This window comes from Pseudoalteromonas denitrificans DSM 6059 (assembly GCF_900112265.1).
Classification (GTDB): domain Bacteria; phylum Pseudomonadota; class Gammaproteobacteria; order Enterobacterales; family Alteromonadaceae; genus Pseudoalteromonas; species Pseudoalteromonas denitrificans.
Genome location: NZ_FOLO01000005.1, coordinates 136323 through 152479, shown reverse-complemented (window position 1 = coordinate 152479; position 16157 = coordinate 136323). Strand labels below are relative to the sequence as shown.

The window sequence follows — 16157 nt, the reverse complement described above, 5'->3', positions numbered from 1 at the left end:
AAAATGCCTGAGCAAGCTAAAATACTCGTTGTAGATGACAGTAAAGAAAATAGAACACTATTAAAATTGTTACTTGAAGATGACTATCAAATTGATGAAGCCGACTGTGGTGAAACTTGCTTGGCAATGGTCAAAATGCAAATACCTGATTTAATTTTACTTGATGTGCAAATGCCAGGATTAAGCGGGTACGAAGTGTGTGAGTTTTTAAGAAAACAAAAAGAAACAGAAGATTTACCTATTATTTTTGTATCAGGACTCGATAGTGCTGAAGAACGCTTAGCTGGTTTTGAATGTGGTGGTGATGAATATGTCATAAAGCCTGTGGATGGCTTAGATTTAATTACCAAAGTAAAAGTACATTTATCACGGCAAAATGAGCGCCATGTACAGCACACTGATGACCATGATGCTATGAATATTGCTATGGAAGCCATGACTGTTTCCAGTGAACTAGGTCAAATTGTAGAGTTTGTAAAAAATGGCCAAGACTTAAATACCAGTGTAGATGTCGGTGAGGCAATTTTACGTATTTCTCAAGAATTTCAACTTAAAACATCGGTATTGGTTAATACAAACATGCATCATTATTTTGGCTGTCAAATAGAGTCAATGGAAGCAAAATTCTTAGAAAAATTACTTGATGCTAAAGAACGTATCTTATCAATAGGGATCAGAACCATCATTAAAAATGATCATATTGTACTATTAATCAAGGATATGCCTCACGATGATGAAAACAGGAGTGGGCGACTAAAAGATCATTTATCTGTTCTAATGGATATTGCCGATGGCTACTTAGTCAATATTATTTCACGCACAAAAATGACCAGTCAGCGCAAAGAATTTATTAAAGAAATAATTGCAATAGCTGATAAACAAATTGAAAAAACGAGTTCAAAATTACAAAATTATGGCCATCATTCAAGTGAAATAATGAGTGGTATGTTAACGAACCTAGAAGATATGTTGTTTAGTTTAGGGCTAGATGATGATCAAGAAAAAGCGTTAATGAGTTTAGCAGATCATGCATCTGAACAGCTAGAAACATTAAACAAATCAACAAAAGACTTAGACTCTGAATTAGGCTTAATTGTAAAAAGTTTAAACGAATTTTATCATTCCCATACTGATGATTAGCATTTTTGAATGCTTAACATACGTATTTTGATTACCAAACACTCACTTAAGCTCATTAAATATGAGTAGGGCAGTATTTATACACTTTTACAAAAAATATTATTGACAACTTTATGGTTTAAATTTTAGATTGTAACTTCGCATATCACAGTTGAAGGAATAATTTTGAAATCAAATTGTAAAGTTTTATTCATTAGTTTTTTAGTGATCTTGGTAGGGTGTAAAGCAACACCTGATATTAAAAAAAATAATACAACACCTACTATTTTTACGTTAATTGATACACAACAATTTGGCACTAAACCAAACATCATCGCAGTAAATAAATTATTTGAATTAGATGATAAAGAAAAAAACAAATTTAATCACTTTTTTGACAACCCTACTAACAATAAACTATCACCACATAAACGTGTTTTTAAATACATAGATAAAAAACTGAAGTTTTTTAATTATTATGGCCAAACTTACACAGCTCAAAACACCATTAATAATAATGCTGGAAATTGCATTTCGTTGGCCATACTAACAACCGCTTATGCAAAACTTGCAAACATAGATGTTAACTATAGTGAAGTAACAACGGCCCCCGTTTATTTTAAAAATGCTAATTTTCAATTAATTTCAAACCATGTGCGAACTAAGTTATTTGATCCCAATTTTAAAGAAGCAACAAATACTGTTTATTTTTACAAACCAGGGATCATTATTGATTATTTTCCAAGTAGAAATAGCTGGGGTAGTGGCATCGTAAATGAAAGAGAGTTTATCGCTATGTATTACAGGAATTTATCTGCAACAGCGTTACAAAAAGATGATTTAAATCTAGCGGCTTGGAATATTGTGGAGTCTTTAACATTTGACGCATCAAGTATCAGTGCTATTAATATGCTGGCAGTTATTTACCGAAACATGGGATTATTTGAAAAATCAGAAATGGTTTATCAATATGGATTAACGTTAGATGCTGAAAATTTAAACTTATTAAGTAACTATCATTTATTACTGTCAAAACTGAACCGCTTTGATGATGCAAATAAAATACAAGTTAAAATAGATAATGCAAAAGATCCAAGTCCATTTAGATGGCTCATTTTAGCAGACGATTATTACCAAGATAATGAATATAAACGGGCATTAAAATATTATAAAAAAGTAATTGAAATTGCGCCCTATCTTCACCACGGTTATTCAGGCACGGCAAAGTCATTATTTGCATTAGATAAAAAGAACATGGCTAAAAAGTTTATGGTGATCGCATTAGAAAAAACCCATGAAGCGACACAGGCCAAATTATATAAAGCAAAATTGGCTATACTATCTAAATACTAAAACTCAAAAAAAACGCCAACATAAGCTGGCGTTTTAAGCTTGGATAAAGCTAATTTTTTAATATACTAAATATTTATCTAGCGTTAGTACTTTCAAAGATTTTATCTGCAGATGCCGCAACAAAACCTGTGTATATTTCTCCATCAGGCTTGTTGTAACGTAAAGCAAATTCATAAAAACAACTTGGGATTGCCATTTCACAATCACTAAATTTAACATTAAAGTTATCAGCAAGTGTTGATGATTGCTCTAATAATACCTCAGGAGAACCTTTAATTTCACCACCGGTTGCATTTAAAGCAAAATCAGCATCTTTTAATTTTTGATTAACCACTTCGATAGAATCAAAATTCTCTAAATAATTAATGCTCACAGTAAAGTGATTTGCGCGATAACCCCAAGCAGCAGTCCAAGCAGCATATTCACTTTCTTCAAGTAGCTTCTTATAGGTTTGAGAATCAAGCGACCAATGCGTACCTGAATATAAAAAGTTATCTGCTGTGATAGCTTCTTCATCAATTTGATCAACTAAATCAGTTATGACTTTTTGAAGCTCTTCAGAAAACTTTTCAACCAGTAATTCAGAAATAAATACTTTAGGTTTTGTTGGGTCACTATGTTCAAAATGCTTAGCGAATAATTTTTTTGCTTCAAAATGATATTCACCACATTCTGTATAACCCACCGCTTTTAAATGTGCAGCTAATTTTTCTAGTCCCACTTTTTCGATATTAAAAGTACGTAACGCGATGTGATCATTAATCACATCATCATTTTGCGTTGAACCTAATAGCTCATGCACTTTTTTAGCAGAAGGAGTAACAGACAAATAATTTTGCCATAAATTATCAAAAAGCACGTCGACGTTATTATGCATAATATTTCCTAAAATTTTATTTAAACTGATAAACCAGGTGATAATGTTGCAGGCAATGCAACTTTTTGTGCTTCAACAGAAGCAATTGGGTAAGCACAGTAATCAGCGGCATAAAATGCACTCGCTCTGTGATTACCGCTGGCGCCAATACCACCAAATGGTGCCGCACTTGAAGCGCCGGTAATGGGTTTATTCCAATTAACAATACCCGCACGTATGCGTTTAAAGAAATGATCATAATCAGTTTGTTCATCAGCTAATAAACCAGCAGATAGACCAAACGATGTATTATTACCTTCATTGATTGCTTCATCAAAATCTGTATAACGATAAACTTTTAATAAAGGCCCAAAATGCTCTTCATCTGGTAATGATTTTACATTTGTAACATCAATGATCCCAGGAGAAACAAAACCAGTTCCTGATTGTAGGTGTTTTAGCTCAACTAAAGATTGACCACCCATAGCTTGAATATCAGTCTGTGCTTGTACCATACCAATGGCCGCTTTTTCAGAGATCATCGATCCCATAAACGGCTGTGGTTGTGCAAAAGAGTCACCCACCAAAATATTTTGTGTTGCTTCAACTAATTTAGCTAAAATCGCATCACCATTTTTAGTATTTTCAATAAATAGGCGACGAGAACAAGTACAACGTTGACCAGAAGTGACAAAAGCAGACTGCAAAATATCATGCACAGCAGCATCTATATCAGATACATTTTTTACGATGAGTGGGTTATTACCACCCATTTCAAGTGCTAAAATTTTACCCGGTTGACCCGCAAACTGTTTATGTAAAAAATGACCTGTATTTGAGCTACCCGTGAAAAATAAACCATCAATATCTGTATTTGAAGCAAGTGCTTTACCCGTTTCAATTTCACCTTGAACTAAGTTAATTACACCCTCTGGTAATCCAGCTTGCTGCCATAATTGTAAAGTAAACTCAGCAACCATAGGTGTCAATTCAGAAGGTTTAAATACAACTGTATTACCTGCTAAAAGTGCTGGTACGATATGACCATTAGGTAAATGTCCAGGAAAATTATAAGGGCCAAAAACGGCAACAACACCATGAGGTTTATGACGAATAAATGCTTTAGCACCAGGCATAGGGTTTTCGGTTGTACCTGTACGCTCTTCATGAGCTTTAACCGAAATAGCGATTTTACCAGCCATCGCACCAACTTCAGTACGAGTTTCCCAAATTGGCTTGCCCGTTTCTTTGGCGATCACAGTCGCCATGTTTTCGGTATTGTCTTTTAATAGCTGTGCAAACTTGTTGAAAATTTCAATTCTTTTTTCAACGTCTGTATCAGACCAAGTATAAAAAGCAGTACGTGCTGCTTTTATTGCATTATCAACTTGCTCTTCTGATGCACCAGCACCTTGCCAAATTACTTCACCATTTGATGGGTTTAAAGATGAAAATTCAGGACCATTACCGGCAAGCCATTGACCATTTATAAGTTGTACATTAAAGCTCATGTGTGCTTCCTTAGGTTAAATTGATAAATCGAATTGATTCGCCTTCAAGCACATTAAGTGCTTTGGCAACATCAGGTGTGATAGCAAGTAAATTTTGCGCTACGTTGTAACTTAACTCTGAGGTGAAAGTGGCTCTAAAATTTGAAACGCTATGATTACAGATAGCATATACTGCATCACTGTGAGCATTATCGCTTATTGTTACTTGGCAACTTAAACTGTCTTTCACAGAGCGAATTTTACTTAACCTAGACTCTACAGTTGGGCCAGCATCAAACAAATCAACATAACCTCTGTGTTCAAAACCTTCTTTTTCAAGCAAGCTTAAAGCGGGCCGAGTTTTATCATGCACTTGACCAATAACGGCTTGTGCTTTTTCACTGAGTAAATTAGCGTAAATAGGGTGTTTTGGCATCAGTTCAGAAATAAACCCTTTGCTACCTATGCCAATTAAATGATCCGCTTCAGGAAAATCAATACTGAAAAAGTGCTCTTGTAACCATTCCCAAAATGGAGAATGTCCATGTTCGTCTGATACGCCACGCATTTCGGCAATAACAGTATCTGAAAAACGCTCAGGGTGCTGCGCCATAAATAAGAAACGAACGCGAGATAATAATCTGCCCGCAAGCCCTTTTCTATGTGCTTCTCTTAAAAACAAAGTACATATTTCACTGGCCCCGGTATAATCATTACACATAGTTAACACTTCAACTGTGTTATAAACACCCAGCGCTTTAGAATGATGCACAGATTTACTTTTGTGATAATGATAAAGCGGGACATTCAAACCAACAGCAGCTTCAATCGCTGTGGTGCCTAAGATCTCCCCAGTATGGGTATCTTCTAATACAAAAAGATAACCTTCATCACCTGGGTTTGTGGCCGCTTTGTTAAAACTGATTTCAGCGCGTGATATTTTATCGCTTAACTGTTCATCATTCACTGGTAATGATGTAAAGCCATGCCCTGATTCAATTGCAATTTGTTTTAACGCTGAAAAATCAGACTTTTTAATTGGACGAATTACTTGCATATTTAACGACTCTTAGAAAAGGCTGCACAGCGGCAGCCTAAAATCTATAAATTGATTACGCGTTTACGATTTGAGCAACGGCTTTTTCAAAGCGTGCTAAGCCTTCTTTTACATCTTCAAGTGGGATCACAAGAGAAGGCGTGAATCGAATAACATTAACGCCAGCAACTAAGCTCATTAAACCATGTTCAGCAGAAGCCACTAAAAAGTCTTTCGCACGGCCTTCATAGTCTTTATTAAGTACAGCGCCTAATAATAAACCTTTACCGCGTACTTCACTAAATACATTATATTTTGCATTGATAGCATCAAAACCTTCACGGAACATCTGTTCACGTTCTGTTACGCCAGCAAGTACTTCATCTGTATTTACAGTATCAAAAGCAGCTTCAGCTACTGCACATGCAAGTGCATTACCGCCATAAGTTGATCCATGAGTACCAATTTTTAAATGTTTTGCTATTTCAGTGCTAGTAAGCATAGCTGCAATTGGAAAACCACCACCTAAAGCTTTAGCTGTTGTTAAGATATCAGGTGTTACATTCAAACCTTGATAAGCATATAAATCGCCTGTACGGCCAACACCTGTTTGTACTTCATCAAAAATTAAAACCGCATTATGTTTAGTACATAAATCACGAACACCTTGCATAAATTCATTTGTAGGAGAAATAATACCGCCTTCACCTTGTAATGGTTCAATCATTACAGCACATGTTTTATCAGAAATAAGCGCTTCAAAAGCAGCTAAATCGTTATAATCAACGTGATCGATATCACCAGGTTTTGGACCAAACCCATCAGAATATGCCGCTTGGCCACCTACTGTAACAGTAAAGAAAGTACGACCATGAAAAGCTTTGTTAAATGCAATAATTTGACTTTTCTCTGCGCCATGATTATCAAGAGCAACACGACGTGCTAATTTGAGTGCCGCTTCATTTGCTTCAGCACCTGAATTTGCAAAATATACTTTTTCAGCAAACGTTGCATCAACTAATTTTTTAGCTAAACGCAGTGCAGGCTCATTGGTCATTACATTTGATAAATGCCAAATTTTTTCGCCTTGCTCTTTTAATGCATTAACAAGAGCTGGATGACAATGACCTAAACAGTTAACCGCAATACCACCTGCAAAATCGATAAACTCTTTACCATTTTGATCCCAAACGCGAGAGCCTTCGCCTTTAACTGGAATAACTGCTGATGGCGCATAGTTTGGTACCATTACGTCGTTAAATAATTCTCTTGTTACTTGCATTTTAAATACCTTTATATGTTTTATAATTGTGACTTCATTTTAGTCGAACTAGCCAATTATTTCGTTATAGCATTATCTGTATAATTAAATTCAATGTGCAGTGTTATTTTGTTAAATTTAACCCTATAATTTAGCAAAATAACCAAAGAAAATATCAAAATGATAACTGAACAAGACGAAAGACTACTTTCTATACTCAGAACAAATGCCAGAACCAGCGTATCAGATCTCGCACGTAGCTTGAGTTTATCTCGCTCTACAGTACAAAACCGAATTGCAAAACTAGAAACAAGTGGTGTTATTAAAGGCTATGTCGTGGAATATGGCAGTGAGTTTTTAAAAGATATGATCTCTGCGCATGTTTCTATTAAGGTAAAACAAAAGCTAACGACTAAAACAAATATTGAACTTAAGCAAATGAGTCAAATAGCTGAGTTATATGCTATTAGCGGTGAACATGATTTAATTGCGGTCGTTCAAGCCCAGTCACTTGATCAACTCAGTCATATTTTAGATGATATTGGTAATTTAGATGGTGTAGAGCGTACTAATTCCTCTGTGATCCTAGAAACTAAATTTAAACGTTAGTTTTATCTATATATATTGTGTTGTTTTGCAAGTGTCGTTTACAATACCGCTGATTTTTATTTTAATTTATGAGAGCACCTATGACTGCGACCAAACGCCTTAACAAATTTATTAGTGAAACCGGGTTTTGTTCTCGTCGTGAAGCTGATAAACATATTGAAAATGGCAAAGTAACCATAAATGGTTTTAAAGCAGAGGTAGGTACTCAAGTTTGTGAAGGCGATATTGTAAAAGTTAATGGCAAACCTTTAAAAGAAAAACCTAAAGCAGTTTATATTGCTTATAACAAGCCTGTGGGCATAACATGTACAACAGAAAAAAAGATTCAAAGTAATATCATTCGCGCTATTAACTATCCAGAACGTATTTTTCCTATCGGTCGATTAGATAGACCTTCTGAAGGTTTAATATTTCTAACCAATGAAGGTGATATCGTAAATAAGATTTTGCGCGCAGGTAATAATCACGAAAAAGAATATGTTGTTAAAGTAGACAAACCTCTCAATAGTCAATTTGTAAATAAAATGGCCAATGGCATACCAATTTTAGGCACTGTGACAAAAAAATGTATTGTTAAACAAATTTCTTCAGATTCATTTTCTATGATTTTAACCCAAGGTTTAAATCGTCAAATTCGTCGTATGTGTGAATATTTAGGTTATGAAGTTATAACACTAAAACGTACACGTATCATGAATGTAGATTTAAAAGGCTTAGCGACAGGGCAGTGGCGTCATTTAACACATGATGAAATGGCACAAATTAACGGCTCAGTTTCAAGTTCTGGCAAAACAGAAGAACATTCTGTTGATAAAAATAAACGAGTTAACGCTAAACCAAGTAATAATAAAAACAGCTCTGAAAGTAAAAAACATAAATCAAGCCACAAGTCTGCTCAAAAAAAGTTTGTAGATAATAGTCAATCTAAAAAAGCTTCCGCTAAAAAGCGTATTAAAGGTACTTTATCTCTTAATAAAAAGTAATTTAATCTGTTACTCCTATATTTATATGCTCGGACATAGATATAGGAGATTGTTTTGTAATTACGATTTAAGCCAATTAAAAATCATTATTTCTAACCAATCTATTTAGCCTATGATATGTGAGTTTTCACACGCAAAATCACTATAAACTCGACCCACTTTGTCTGGTAATTCACTAATTTCATCTTCAGATATTTTACGAGATAAACTTTTTAAACCTTTAAGTTTACCGTTAGAAATTATCATTTCTTCAACAAAATGATCGGTTGGTTCTAAATAGTATAAATAATCAAACTCTTCATCATTGATACGTTTTTTGATAGGAGAGGGTACTGTTTTAATTACATTCTTTTCTAATAAATCAAGTAAAGCAGCTCGCATATCACGACGTTTTGTTACAATTGATACTTGAGGTTTACCAAAAGACTCCATAATACGCAGTAAACTTATAGGTTCTTTTCTATCTATGGTTGCTGATGTCCACATACTTGAAAGATATAAATCTAAATAACGAGAAAAAGTTGAACCATAACAAGTTAGTCGGCTGAATAAAATTTGACGATAACTTAAGTTAGAGATTTCTTGCACTACAAAATCACTAAAACCGATATAACATCTATCACGGCCTCTTCCGTTACCTTCAAGTTCCAATACAGCATCAGACCAAACATCGTGGGTAATTTCTGCACGTCTTTTAGGATTATTTTGATCTATCTGGCTGATACGTGTTTTAGAATCTCTAATAATCGTTAAAGATTCACGAATTTGCTCATAACTTTTCGTTTTACCCATAAGCTGCAAATATTTTTTTATTTCATATAAACTAAAACTTGTACCATATCTGCTAATACCACCAATTGATTTTCGCTCAAGACCATTTGTTGAAGCGATTAAAAATATCACTTTTTCAATTAATTCTTCAGCGTCTGAAGGAAGGGCATAAAACTCAATTTTTTCTTTTGTTTTACGGTCAACCCTTTGGATCACTGCAGGTTGAACGCGACAAGTATAATTTTTTCCTTGAATTGAAAAATTATTAGAGATCGACACTGTATTAGATGCTAAATCAGCAACGGGTTTAACAGCACCATATCCTCTAAAGAATCGAGGGATAAGATCTATACTTGTAATTGAATTTGAATATTTACGATCTAAGCTTAAATCATATTTATCACCATCTAATACTTCAAATAAACGTAACTTTAAAGCTTCTTTAGGATCTACTTTAAAATCGGGTGCTGATGTAAGCATTAAATGATCTCTTTTATTGTTGTTTTGATCTAAGTTTTAGTGAAATTGAATATTAAGTTTAATTTTTTAAGCATGCAACTGACCTTTGGTTAGAAATTGCGATCTTTTTTGATCCTCAATTTTAAGTTTTAAGTATAGGAACAACATAGGTTTTTTTAATTTGATAGGATTTAAAAGAAGAACATATAATTTAAATATAGAGTGGTTTGGTATAGGGAGAACCACCTAATGCTTTGATTTCATTAAAAAACTGTATTCATTTAAACCTTATTTCTAACCAAAGCATCATTTTGTTCTAACCTAAGAATACTGAATTTCTAACTATTAAACCGTGTATTTCTAACCAAGCTTAAAATACCAAAGATCAAAGTCTCTAACCAATAAGCATATAGTTTCTAACTAATAAAAAACGTTATTTCTAACTATTAGAAAGCGTTAAATAATTTTATTCACACAAATTTTATCACTTAATCACACTGAGATCGGTATTTCTAACTAAAAAGCAGTGTATTTCTGACTAAAATTTTAAATGTACGCTTATTTGGGATCAAAAGATCTAATCAAAAGATCAATAGATCTTGCCAATAAACACTATATTTCTAACTAATAAAAATACTTATTCACAGGGTTTTTATATCTAACTGTTTGAATTTTTACCTTTATAAGGTCCTTGTTGTTTTTTTATTAATCGCGTTTTATGTTTTTTAACCAAAATGATCTTATCTTGATCATGTATATTTGTACTTAAACATTTATAAAATAAAATCCATTTTTAGTTAGAAATAAGGTTAGTTTAAAATTTGATTTTGAATATAGTGGGTTTATTAGTTAGAAATATGCTTCTTTTAGGTTTGTTTGGTTAGAAATATACTGCTTTATTTATTGCTATGTTTAAATAATATACCAAGTGATATTTTTTTAGTTAGATATATTGATCTCGGTTTAAACTTTTAGTTTTAATTTTGGTTAGAAATACAGATCTAAGGCGTTTTAACCTCGCTTTTAAAAATCTGAGTGTGTAAATACTCACATTATCGGTTTGGTTAGAAATATACTACCTGAGTCAATTTTTGTTCGTTTTTACCGCTGTCATATATTATAAGGGATAGGATCAATGCAAGATTTTGCTTTTGCCTTAAAGTATGGGGTATCTGAAATCAAATATGTGTACATTAAACCTCTCCTTCAGCCATGTTGTTGAAAATAATGATGTAAGCCACGTATAAATAAACTCAACAATACGATAAAGAAACTAAAAATTACTTTTGGTCAGAAATATGCTGCTTGGTTATTTTAAAAGAATGTTTTATATTAGAGACAAATTAATCGAAATATTTAATTATCATACTTAAACCCTATTTTAAAATACTAAATAAAATGTGGGATCGCAGTTTATGATTGTGATTTTTATTATCTTGTGGCAAAATTAGGTAAAGTGAAAAGCTGAATTATTCTATATAACAAAGAGTAGATAAAATATATTTCACCGAAAATTAAATATTTCAAAATGATGAAGAAGTGAAGCAATTATGAATAGAAAAATAGCACTAACCGCATTATGTTTATCGGCGGGACTCAGTTCTAATATAGTTATTGCTGATGTAAACGATATTAATACATTAAATGCAAAAGTAACCACGGTAGAAGCTAATTTATTAAATGCAGGTGTTTCAGTGACAGGCGCTGAGCTTGAAACAATTAAAATAAACATTATTAATAATGAAATTACCGATACAGGCGTAACTATTACTGAAGTTGTTGATAAATATGAGTTAACGGATGCAGAAAAACGCGCTGTTATTATTGGTGATGCAGGCACAAATGATGATGGTGGTGGTGTATACCCACCCAAGTAAGTACTGAGATTGATAATGAATGCATTATTTGACGCTTTCACTCTTTTTGAATTTGATAAAAATTTTTTGTATGTGAATTTTTTATCTGTGGCAATTGCTTTTTTTATTGCTTTAAAAACAAATAAGCTAAATTCAACATTATTATCTTTAATAATTATGATTTTGTTTAACTCTATTATGGATCATTATACTCCTACTTTGTTCACAGCCTACGTGAAATATCAAGATGAGTACTTACATCATTTTAGGTTGCTTTGGTATATAGGTTTTGCGCTAATGGATTTATTAATTATTTCATTAGTTTTATTTAGCCATAAAATATTTAAGTTAAAGCTAGTTTTTTGTGCGTATGTTGTAATTGTTACTTATACAATAAAAATGCAATTACATATTTTTTCATATTTAGAAAGAGAGTTTTTACAAACGGATTACTTGAAAATTGCATATACATCAGGGATCCAGTTTATAAATATGACTTTTGCTTTTTCAATTCTAAGTATAATGATAGTTTATTTATTGTTTTTTATATTTAATAAATATGGCAGTCAAGAATTGGCAGAAAAACTAAAAATTAAGGGGATAACATGGTCTATTTAGGATTATTTTTATGTGTGGTATTAAATAGTTTATTAGGATATTTTTTATATCAATATTTTAAAGATCATAAACAGCAAATACACAGCAATGAGATAAAAATAGACCCTGTCGCGCAAGTTAACGAAGAAATGTTAACTTTAGCGGTCAGAGCCTTAATTGCCAATGATATCCAAAATAAAGGCTATCAAGCTGTTGAAAATAGAGATATTTTACATGAGCTTGCACAAATCGGTAAGATACATGCCGGCGATATTGACGATATAAAATAAACTATTTTTGTAAGTCTATTCTAAAAAAATTGTTTTAAATAAAAAGAGAGCTTAAAGCTCTCTTTTTATTTATATTATTTCTACTTTCTACTTTCTACTTTCTACTTTCTACTTTTGTTCATCAAATTTTTCACTTATCTTTTCAGCTTGGTTGTGCTCTGTAGCATTGAGCACATGTGCTGACATAAGAATTTTATCTGCACCGAGTTTATTAAATACGTCAAAAAACGTAATTAAGTCTTTATCACTAATGTCATTTTGACTGATTGCTAAATACTTAACAGACTCTAATAAGTGTTTACTTGTTATTTGATTGTTTTTGCCACTAAATAACACGGGTAAAGAGGTTTCAACACCTAATGCTGTTAAACCAGTAATAATAGCCTGTAAGGTTTTTAGGCTTGGGTTTATTTTTGTACTTGCTGACAAGCTGATATAACTTTTTATTGTTCTTAAGGTTAAACCATGGCCCGTATGATTAGTTTTTTCAAATGCTTCGCATAATTGCTCTGGACTTATATTGTTTTTTTGCAGAATATTTCTTAAATTTGTTGAAAAAGTGTGTTCAATTTTCATTTTCGCAACCAGTATATATTAAAAACGGCTCTTATTATCTTATCCGGGATAATGGTATTAATTGAGCGCTAACGGGAGTATTAAACCAAGTTTATAAGGACATAGCAATCTTCTAATGTCCATACAAAATTTGGGTGATATTTGTGGTTTTTTGACTTATGATAAATCAATCGCAAAATAACTCGATTACTGTATAATCGGCCAACTTTCAACCGTCACTTATATTACAGGTACTCATGACAGTAGAGACTTTTAACCCCAAGCAAACAACAACGCTAGAAACGCCTAAAAAGGTTTTAGATAATAGTTCAAATAAATCGCAAGCTTCAGGCTCTCGTGTTGGATTCGTGTCTCTAGGGTGTCCAAAAAACTTGGTGGACTCTGAGCGTATTTTAACGCAACTTCGCACAGAAGGTTATGAAGTTGTTAGCAGTTATGATGGCGCTGATGTTGTTATTGTTAATACCTGCGGATTTATAGATAGTGCGGTACAAGAGTCATTAGATACGATAGGCGAAGCACTTGAAGAAAATGGTAAAGTGATCGTTACTGGTTGTTTAGGGGCCAGAGAAGATGAAATTAAGGAAGTGCATCCTGGCGTTTTAGGTATTACGGGTCCACATGCATATGAAAATGTGATGGATCATGTGCACGAATTTGCACCTCAGCCTAAACATAATCCTTTTATAGATTTAGTACCAGATCAAGGAGTAAAGCTCACACCTAAGCATTTTGCATATTTAAAAATATCAGAAGGCTGTAACCATAAATGTACTTTTTGTATTATTCCAGATATGCGCGGGAAGTTAGTTTCAAAACCCATAGGTGATGTTTTATCTGAAGCTGAGCGTTTGAAAAAAGCGGGTGTAAAAGAGTTATTAGTTATTAGCCAAGATACCAGTGCTTATGGTGTTGATGTTAAATCTAAAACCGGTTTTTGGAATGGCATGCCTGTTAAAACTGATATGCTAAACATGTGTAAAGCACTTGGTAAAATGGGCATTTGGGTTAGATTGCATTATGTTTATCCTTATCCTCATGTGGATGACATTATTCCATTAATGGCTGAGGGGAAAATATTACCTTATTTAGATATTCCATTTCAGCATGCAAGTCCTCGTATCTTAAAAATGATGAAACGCCCAGGTAAAGCTGAGCGTATTTTAGAAAGTATCAAGAAATGGCGTGAAATTTGTCCAGAACTTGTGATCCGATCAACATTTATAGTTGGTTTTCCCGGTGAGACAGAAGAAGACTTTCAAATATTGTTGGACTGGTTAGAAGAAGCACAATTAGACCGTGTGGGTTGTTTTAAATATTCACCCGTTGAAGGTGCTAAAGCAAACGAATTAGCTGAACCAGTTGATGATGATGTAATGCAAGATAGATTTGAACGTTTTATGTTAAAACAGCAAGCTATTAGTCAGGCCAAATTGCAACAGCGCATTGGCCAAACGATGCAAGTATTAATTGATGAAGTTGATGAAGAAGGTGCAATAGGGCGCACTTATGCTGATGCACCAGAAATTGATGGTGCTGTTTACTTAAATGGCGAAACAAGCTTAAAAGCGGGTGACATGGTAAGTGTGAAAATAGCCCATGCTGATGAATATGACCTTTGGGGCGATGTAATTTAGTTTTTATATTATAAATGTTGTTTATAACAAGCCGAACACTTTTGTTCGGCTTTTTTTGTGAATTTAAGGCGAGCTAAAAATAATTAGTTCTCTAACACTTAATGAAGGGAAGTACCTGCTTGAAGCTTACAAAATCATTTCCAGAAAGATGCTGACTTGAGAGATCCATCGATAGCGTTGCTTTAGGTGAGTCCCGTCATAGGCCATGATTGACTAATCTATTAGCAAAAACGCATACTTTTGATGAGTGTGTGTTTAGAGGTGAAACACTTAATGTTGATGTATTAACATCGGGTTTAAGGCCTTTGACCCCATTACTTTTTTGTCTATGACAGTGTTTTTAAAGCTTACTGGCTGCATTACAGAATAAGTATGACAGAATTATTTTAAAGTGTCCGCCGCTCCTTTGTGTGCGTAATGTTTTGATGATCAGTAAGTATGTCGGAGGGTTAACTTTAATTGTGGATATACAAAAAACTCAGTTGTAAAATTAATTCACGATCTAGAACTATTAAATCAATCAGACACTAAATTAATGGTGTGGTTTTATATCGAATAAAATTATTATTACGGAACAATAAATAGAGCGTATTAATTTAAATGTTAGATGAACCTAAATATGATGTTAAACAAGATCAAATACGTAATGTGATCATATCTATACCTGTTGGTAAAGTTGCAACCTATGGACAAATAGCAAAGTTAGCTGGCTTAGCCGGTTATGCCAGATATGTTGGTTATGTACTGAAAAACTTACCTAACGAAACTGGGCTTCCTTGGCATCGTGTCATAAATGCTCAAGGTCGTTTGTCGTTTAAACCTGGCAGTGAACGCTATAAAGTACAGTATCAAAAATTGCTCTTCGAAGGCATTACTTTAACAAATGGCCGAATTAATCTTAAAAAGCATCAATGGCAATATTAACTTCAATAAAACCGCATAAAAAAATAAACTTTATTACAACCATTTTAGATTTTGTGACGACTAAGTATGTACTGACTGGCGTTCAGCTCTGGTTATTTTATTTTTTAAGGGAAATTGTCATGGTATTTGGTGCTTATTTATTAATATTACTCTTCGTTCCTGTTTTAAGTTTAATAGGCTGTTTTTCTGGTTTTGTATTGACTAAAGCCGTATATAACTGGATGTTTACCGATTTCAGTGAATTAAATTGATTTAATTTTGGATTAAATCAAAAAAAAAGTATTTTTCTATTGCTAACTTATTAAAAATGCATAAGTATAGGTCCGACAAAGGCAAAAAT

16 protein-coding genes are annotated in these 16157 nt (G+C 33.2%); 10 read left to right on the top strand and 6 right to left on the bottom strand.

Annotated features, from left to right (window positions below; translation table 11 throughout):
* Positions 1-3 precede the first annotated feature (3 nt).
* Both BM088_RS05250 and BM088_RS05245 read left to right on the top strand, forming a co-directional pair.
* Positions 4-1140 carry a response regulator gene (locus BM088_RS05250; RefSeq protein ID WP_091981067.1) on the top strand — a complete coding sequence of 379 codons (1137 nt, stop codon included), beginning with the start codon at positions 4-6 and terminating at the stop codon, positions 1138-1140.
* Between the two features lie 165 nt (positions 1141-1305).
* Positions 1306-2472: a tetratricopeptide repeat protein gene (locus BM088_RS05245; protein ID WP_091981063.1), complete on the top strand. Its 1167-nt coding sequence runs from the start codon at positions 1306-1308 to the stop codon at positions 2470-2472.
* Positions 2473-2545: 73 nt separating this feature from the next.
* On the opposite strand, the gene BM088_RS05240 is transcribed toward BM088_RS05245, so the two are convergent.
* The 4 genes from BM088_RS05240 to BM088_RS05225 are packed head-to-tail and all read right to left on the bottom strand — an operon-like array spanning position 2546 to position 7136.
* Complete coding sequence (locus tag BM088_RS05240; protein WP_091981060.1) at positions 2546-3349, bottom strand: DUF1338 domain-containing protein; 804 nt, start codon at positions 3347-3349, stop codon at positions 2546-2548.
* Positions 3350-3369: 20 nt separating this feature from the next.
* A complete protein-coding gene (gene astD, locus BM088_RS05235) occupies positions 3370-4839 on the bottom strand; it encodes a succinylglutamate-semialdehyde dehydrogenase (protein ID WP_091981056.1) in 1470 nt (489 codons plus the stop codon).
* A gap of 10 nt (positions 4840-4849) precedes the next feature.
* Complete coding sequence (gene astA, locus BM088_RS05230; RefSeq protein ID WP_091981052.1) at positions 4850-5875, bottom strand: arginine N-succinyltransferase; 1026 nt, start codon at positions 5873-5875, stop codon at positions 4850-4852.
* A 55-nt stretch (positions 5876-5930) separates the two neighbouring features.
* Complete coding sequence (locus BM088_RS05225; protein ID WP_091981048.1) at positions 5931-7136, bottom strand: aspartate aminotransferase family protein; 1206 nt, start codon at positions 7134-7136, stop codon at positions 5931-5933.
* Between the two features lie 159 nt (positions 7137-7295).
* On the opposite strand from BM088_RS05225, the gene BM088_RS05220 reads away from it, so the two are divergent.
* Positions 7296-7724: an Lrp/AsnC family transcriptional regulator gene (locus BM088_RS05220; protein WP_091981044.1), complete on the top strand. Its 429-nt coding sequence runs from the start codon at positions 7296-7298 to the stop codon at positions 7722-7724.
* Between the two features lie 80 nt (positions 7725-7804).
* The gene (gene rluF, locus BM088_RS05215; protein WP_091981040.1) at positions 7805-8707 is read left to right on the top strand and encodes a 23S rRNA pseudouridine(2604) synthase RluF; all 903 of its coding nucleotides are present in this window, start codon (positions 7805-7807) and stop codon (positions 8705-8707) included.
* Between the two features lie 105 nt (positions 8708-8812).
* Here the strand turns inward: rluF and BM088_RS05210 are convergent, their stop codons facing one another.
* A complete protein-coding gene (locus BM088_RS05210) occupies positions 8813-9958 on the bottom strand; it encodes a hypothetical protein (RefSeq protein ID WP_091981037.1) in 1146 nt (381 codons plus the stop codon).
* Positions 9959-11487: 1529 nt separating this feature from the next.
* On the opposite strand from BM088_RS05210, the gene BM088_RS05205 reads away from it, so the two are divergent.
* The 3 genes from BM088_RS05205 to BM088_RS05195 are packed head-to-tail and all read left to right on the top strand — an operon-like array spanning position 11488 to position 12680.
* Entirely contained in the window at positions 11488-11814 is a 327-nt protein-coding gene (locus BM088_RS05205; RefSeq protein WP_091981034.1) for a hypothetical protein, read from the top strand.
* 15 nt (positions 11815-11829) lie between these two features.
* Positions 11830-12411: a hypothetical protein gene (locus BM088_RS05200; protein WP_091981030.1), complete on the top strand. Its 582-nt coding sequence runs from the start codon at positions 11830-11832 to the stop codon at positions 12409-12411.
* Positions 12399-12680 (top strand): hypothetical protein, encoded by a 282-nt coding sequence (locus BM088_RS05195; RefSeq protein ID WP_091981026.1) that lies wholly within the window; start codon positions 12399-12401, stop codon positions 12678-12680. The genes BM088_RS05200 and BM088_RS05195 overlap by 13 nt, the downstream gene beginning before the upstream one ends.
* A gap of 108 nt (positions 12681-12788) precedes the next feature.
* Here BM088_RS05195 and BM088_RS05190 read toward each other — a convergent pair whose 3' ends face one another.
* Positions 12789-13256: a hypothetical protein gene (locus BM088_RS05190; protein WP_091981022.1), complete on the bottom strand. Its 468-nt coding sequence runs from the start codon at positions 13254-13256 to the stop codon at positions 12789-12791.
* A gap of 236 nt (positions 13257-13492) precedes the next feature.
* On the opposite strand from BM088_RS05190, the gene rimO reads away from it, so the two are divergent.
* The 3 genes from rimO (at position 13493) to BM088_RS05175 (ending at position 16068) form a co-directional block, all read left to right on the top strand.
* A complete protein-coding gene (gene rimO, locus BM088_RS05185; protein ID WP_091981018.1) occupies positions 13493-14893 on the top strand; it encodes a 30S ribosomal protein S12 methylthiotransferase RimO in 1401 nt (466 codons plus the stop codon).
* A gap of 600 nt (positions 14894-15493) precedes the next feature.
* Positions 15494-15817: an MGMT family protein gene (locus BM088_RS05180; RefSeq protein ID WP_091981015.1), complete on the top strand. Its 324-nt coding sequence runs from the start codon at positions 15494-15496 to the stop codon at positions 15815-15817.
* Positions 15805-16068, top strand: a complete 264-nt coding sequence (locus tag BM088_RS05175) for a hypothetical protein (protein ID WP_091981011.1) — start codon at positions 15805-15807, stop codon at positions 16066-16068. The genes BM088_RS05180 and BM088_RS05175 overlap by 13 nt, the downstream gene beginning before the upstream one ends.
* Positions 16069-16157: the final 89 nt, after the last annotated feature.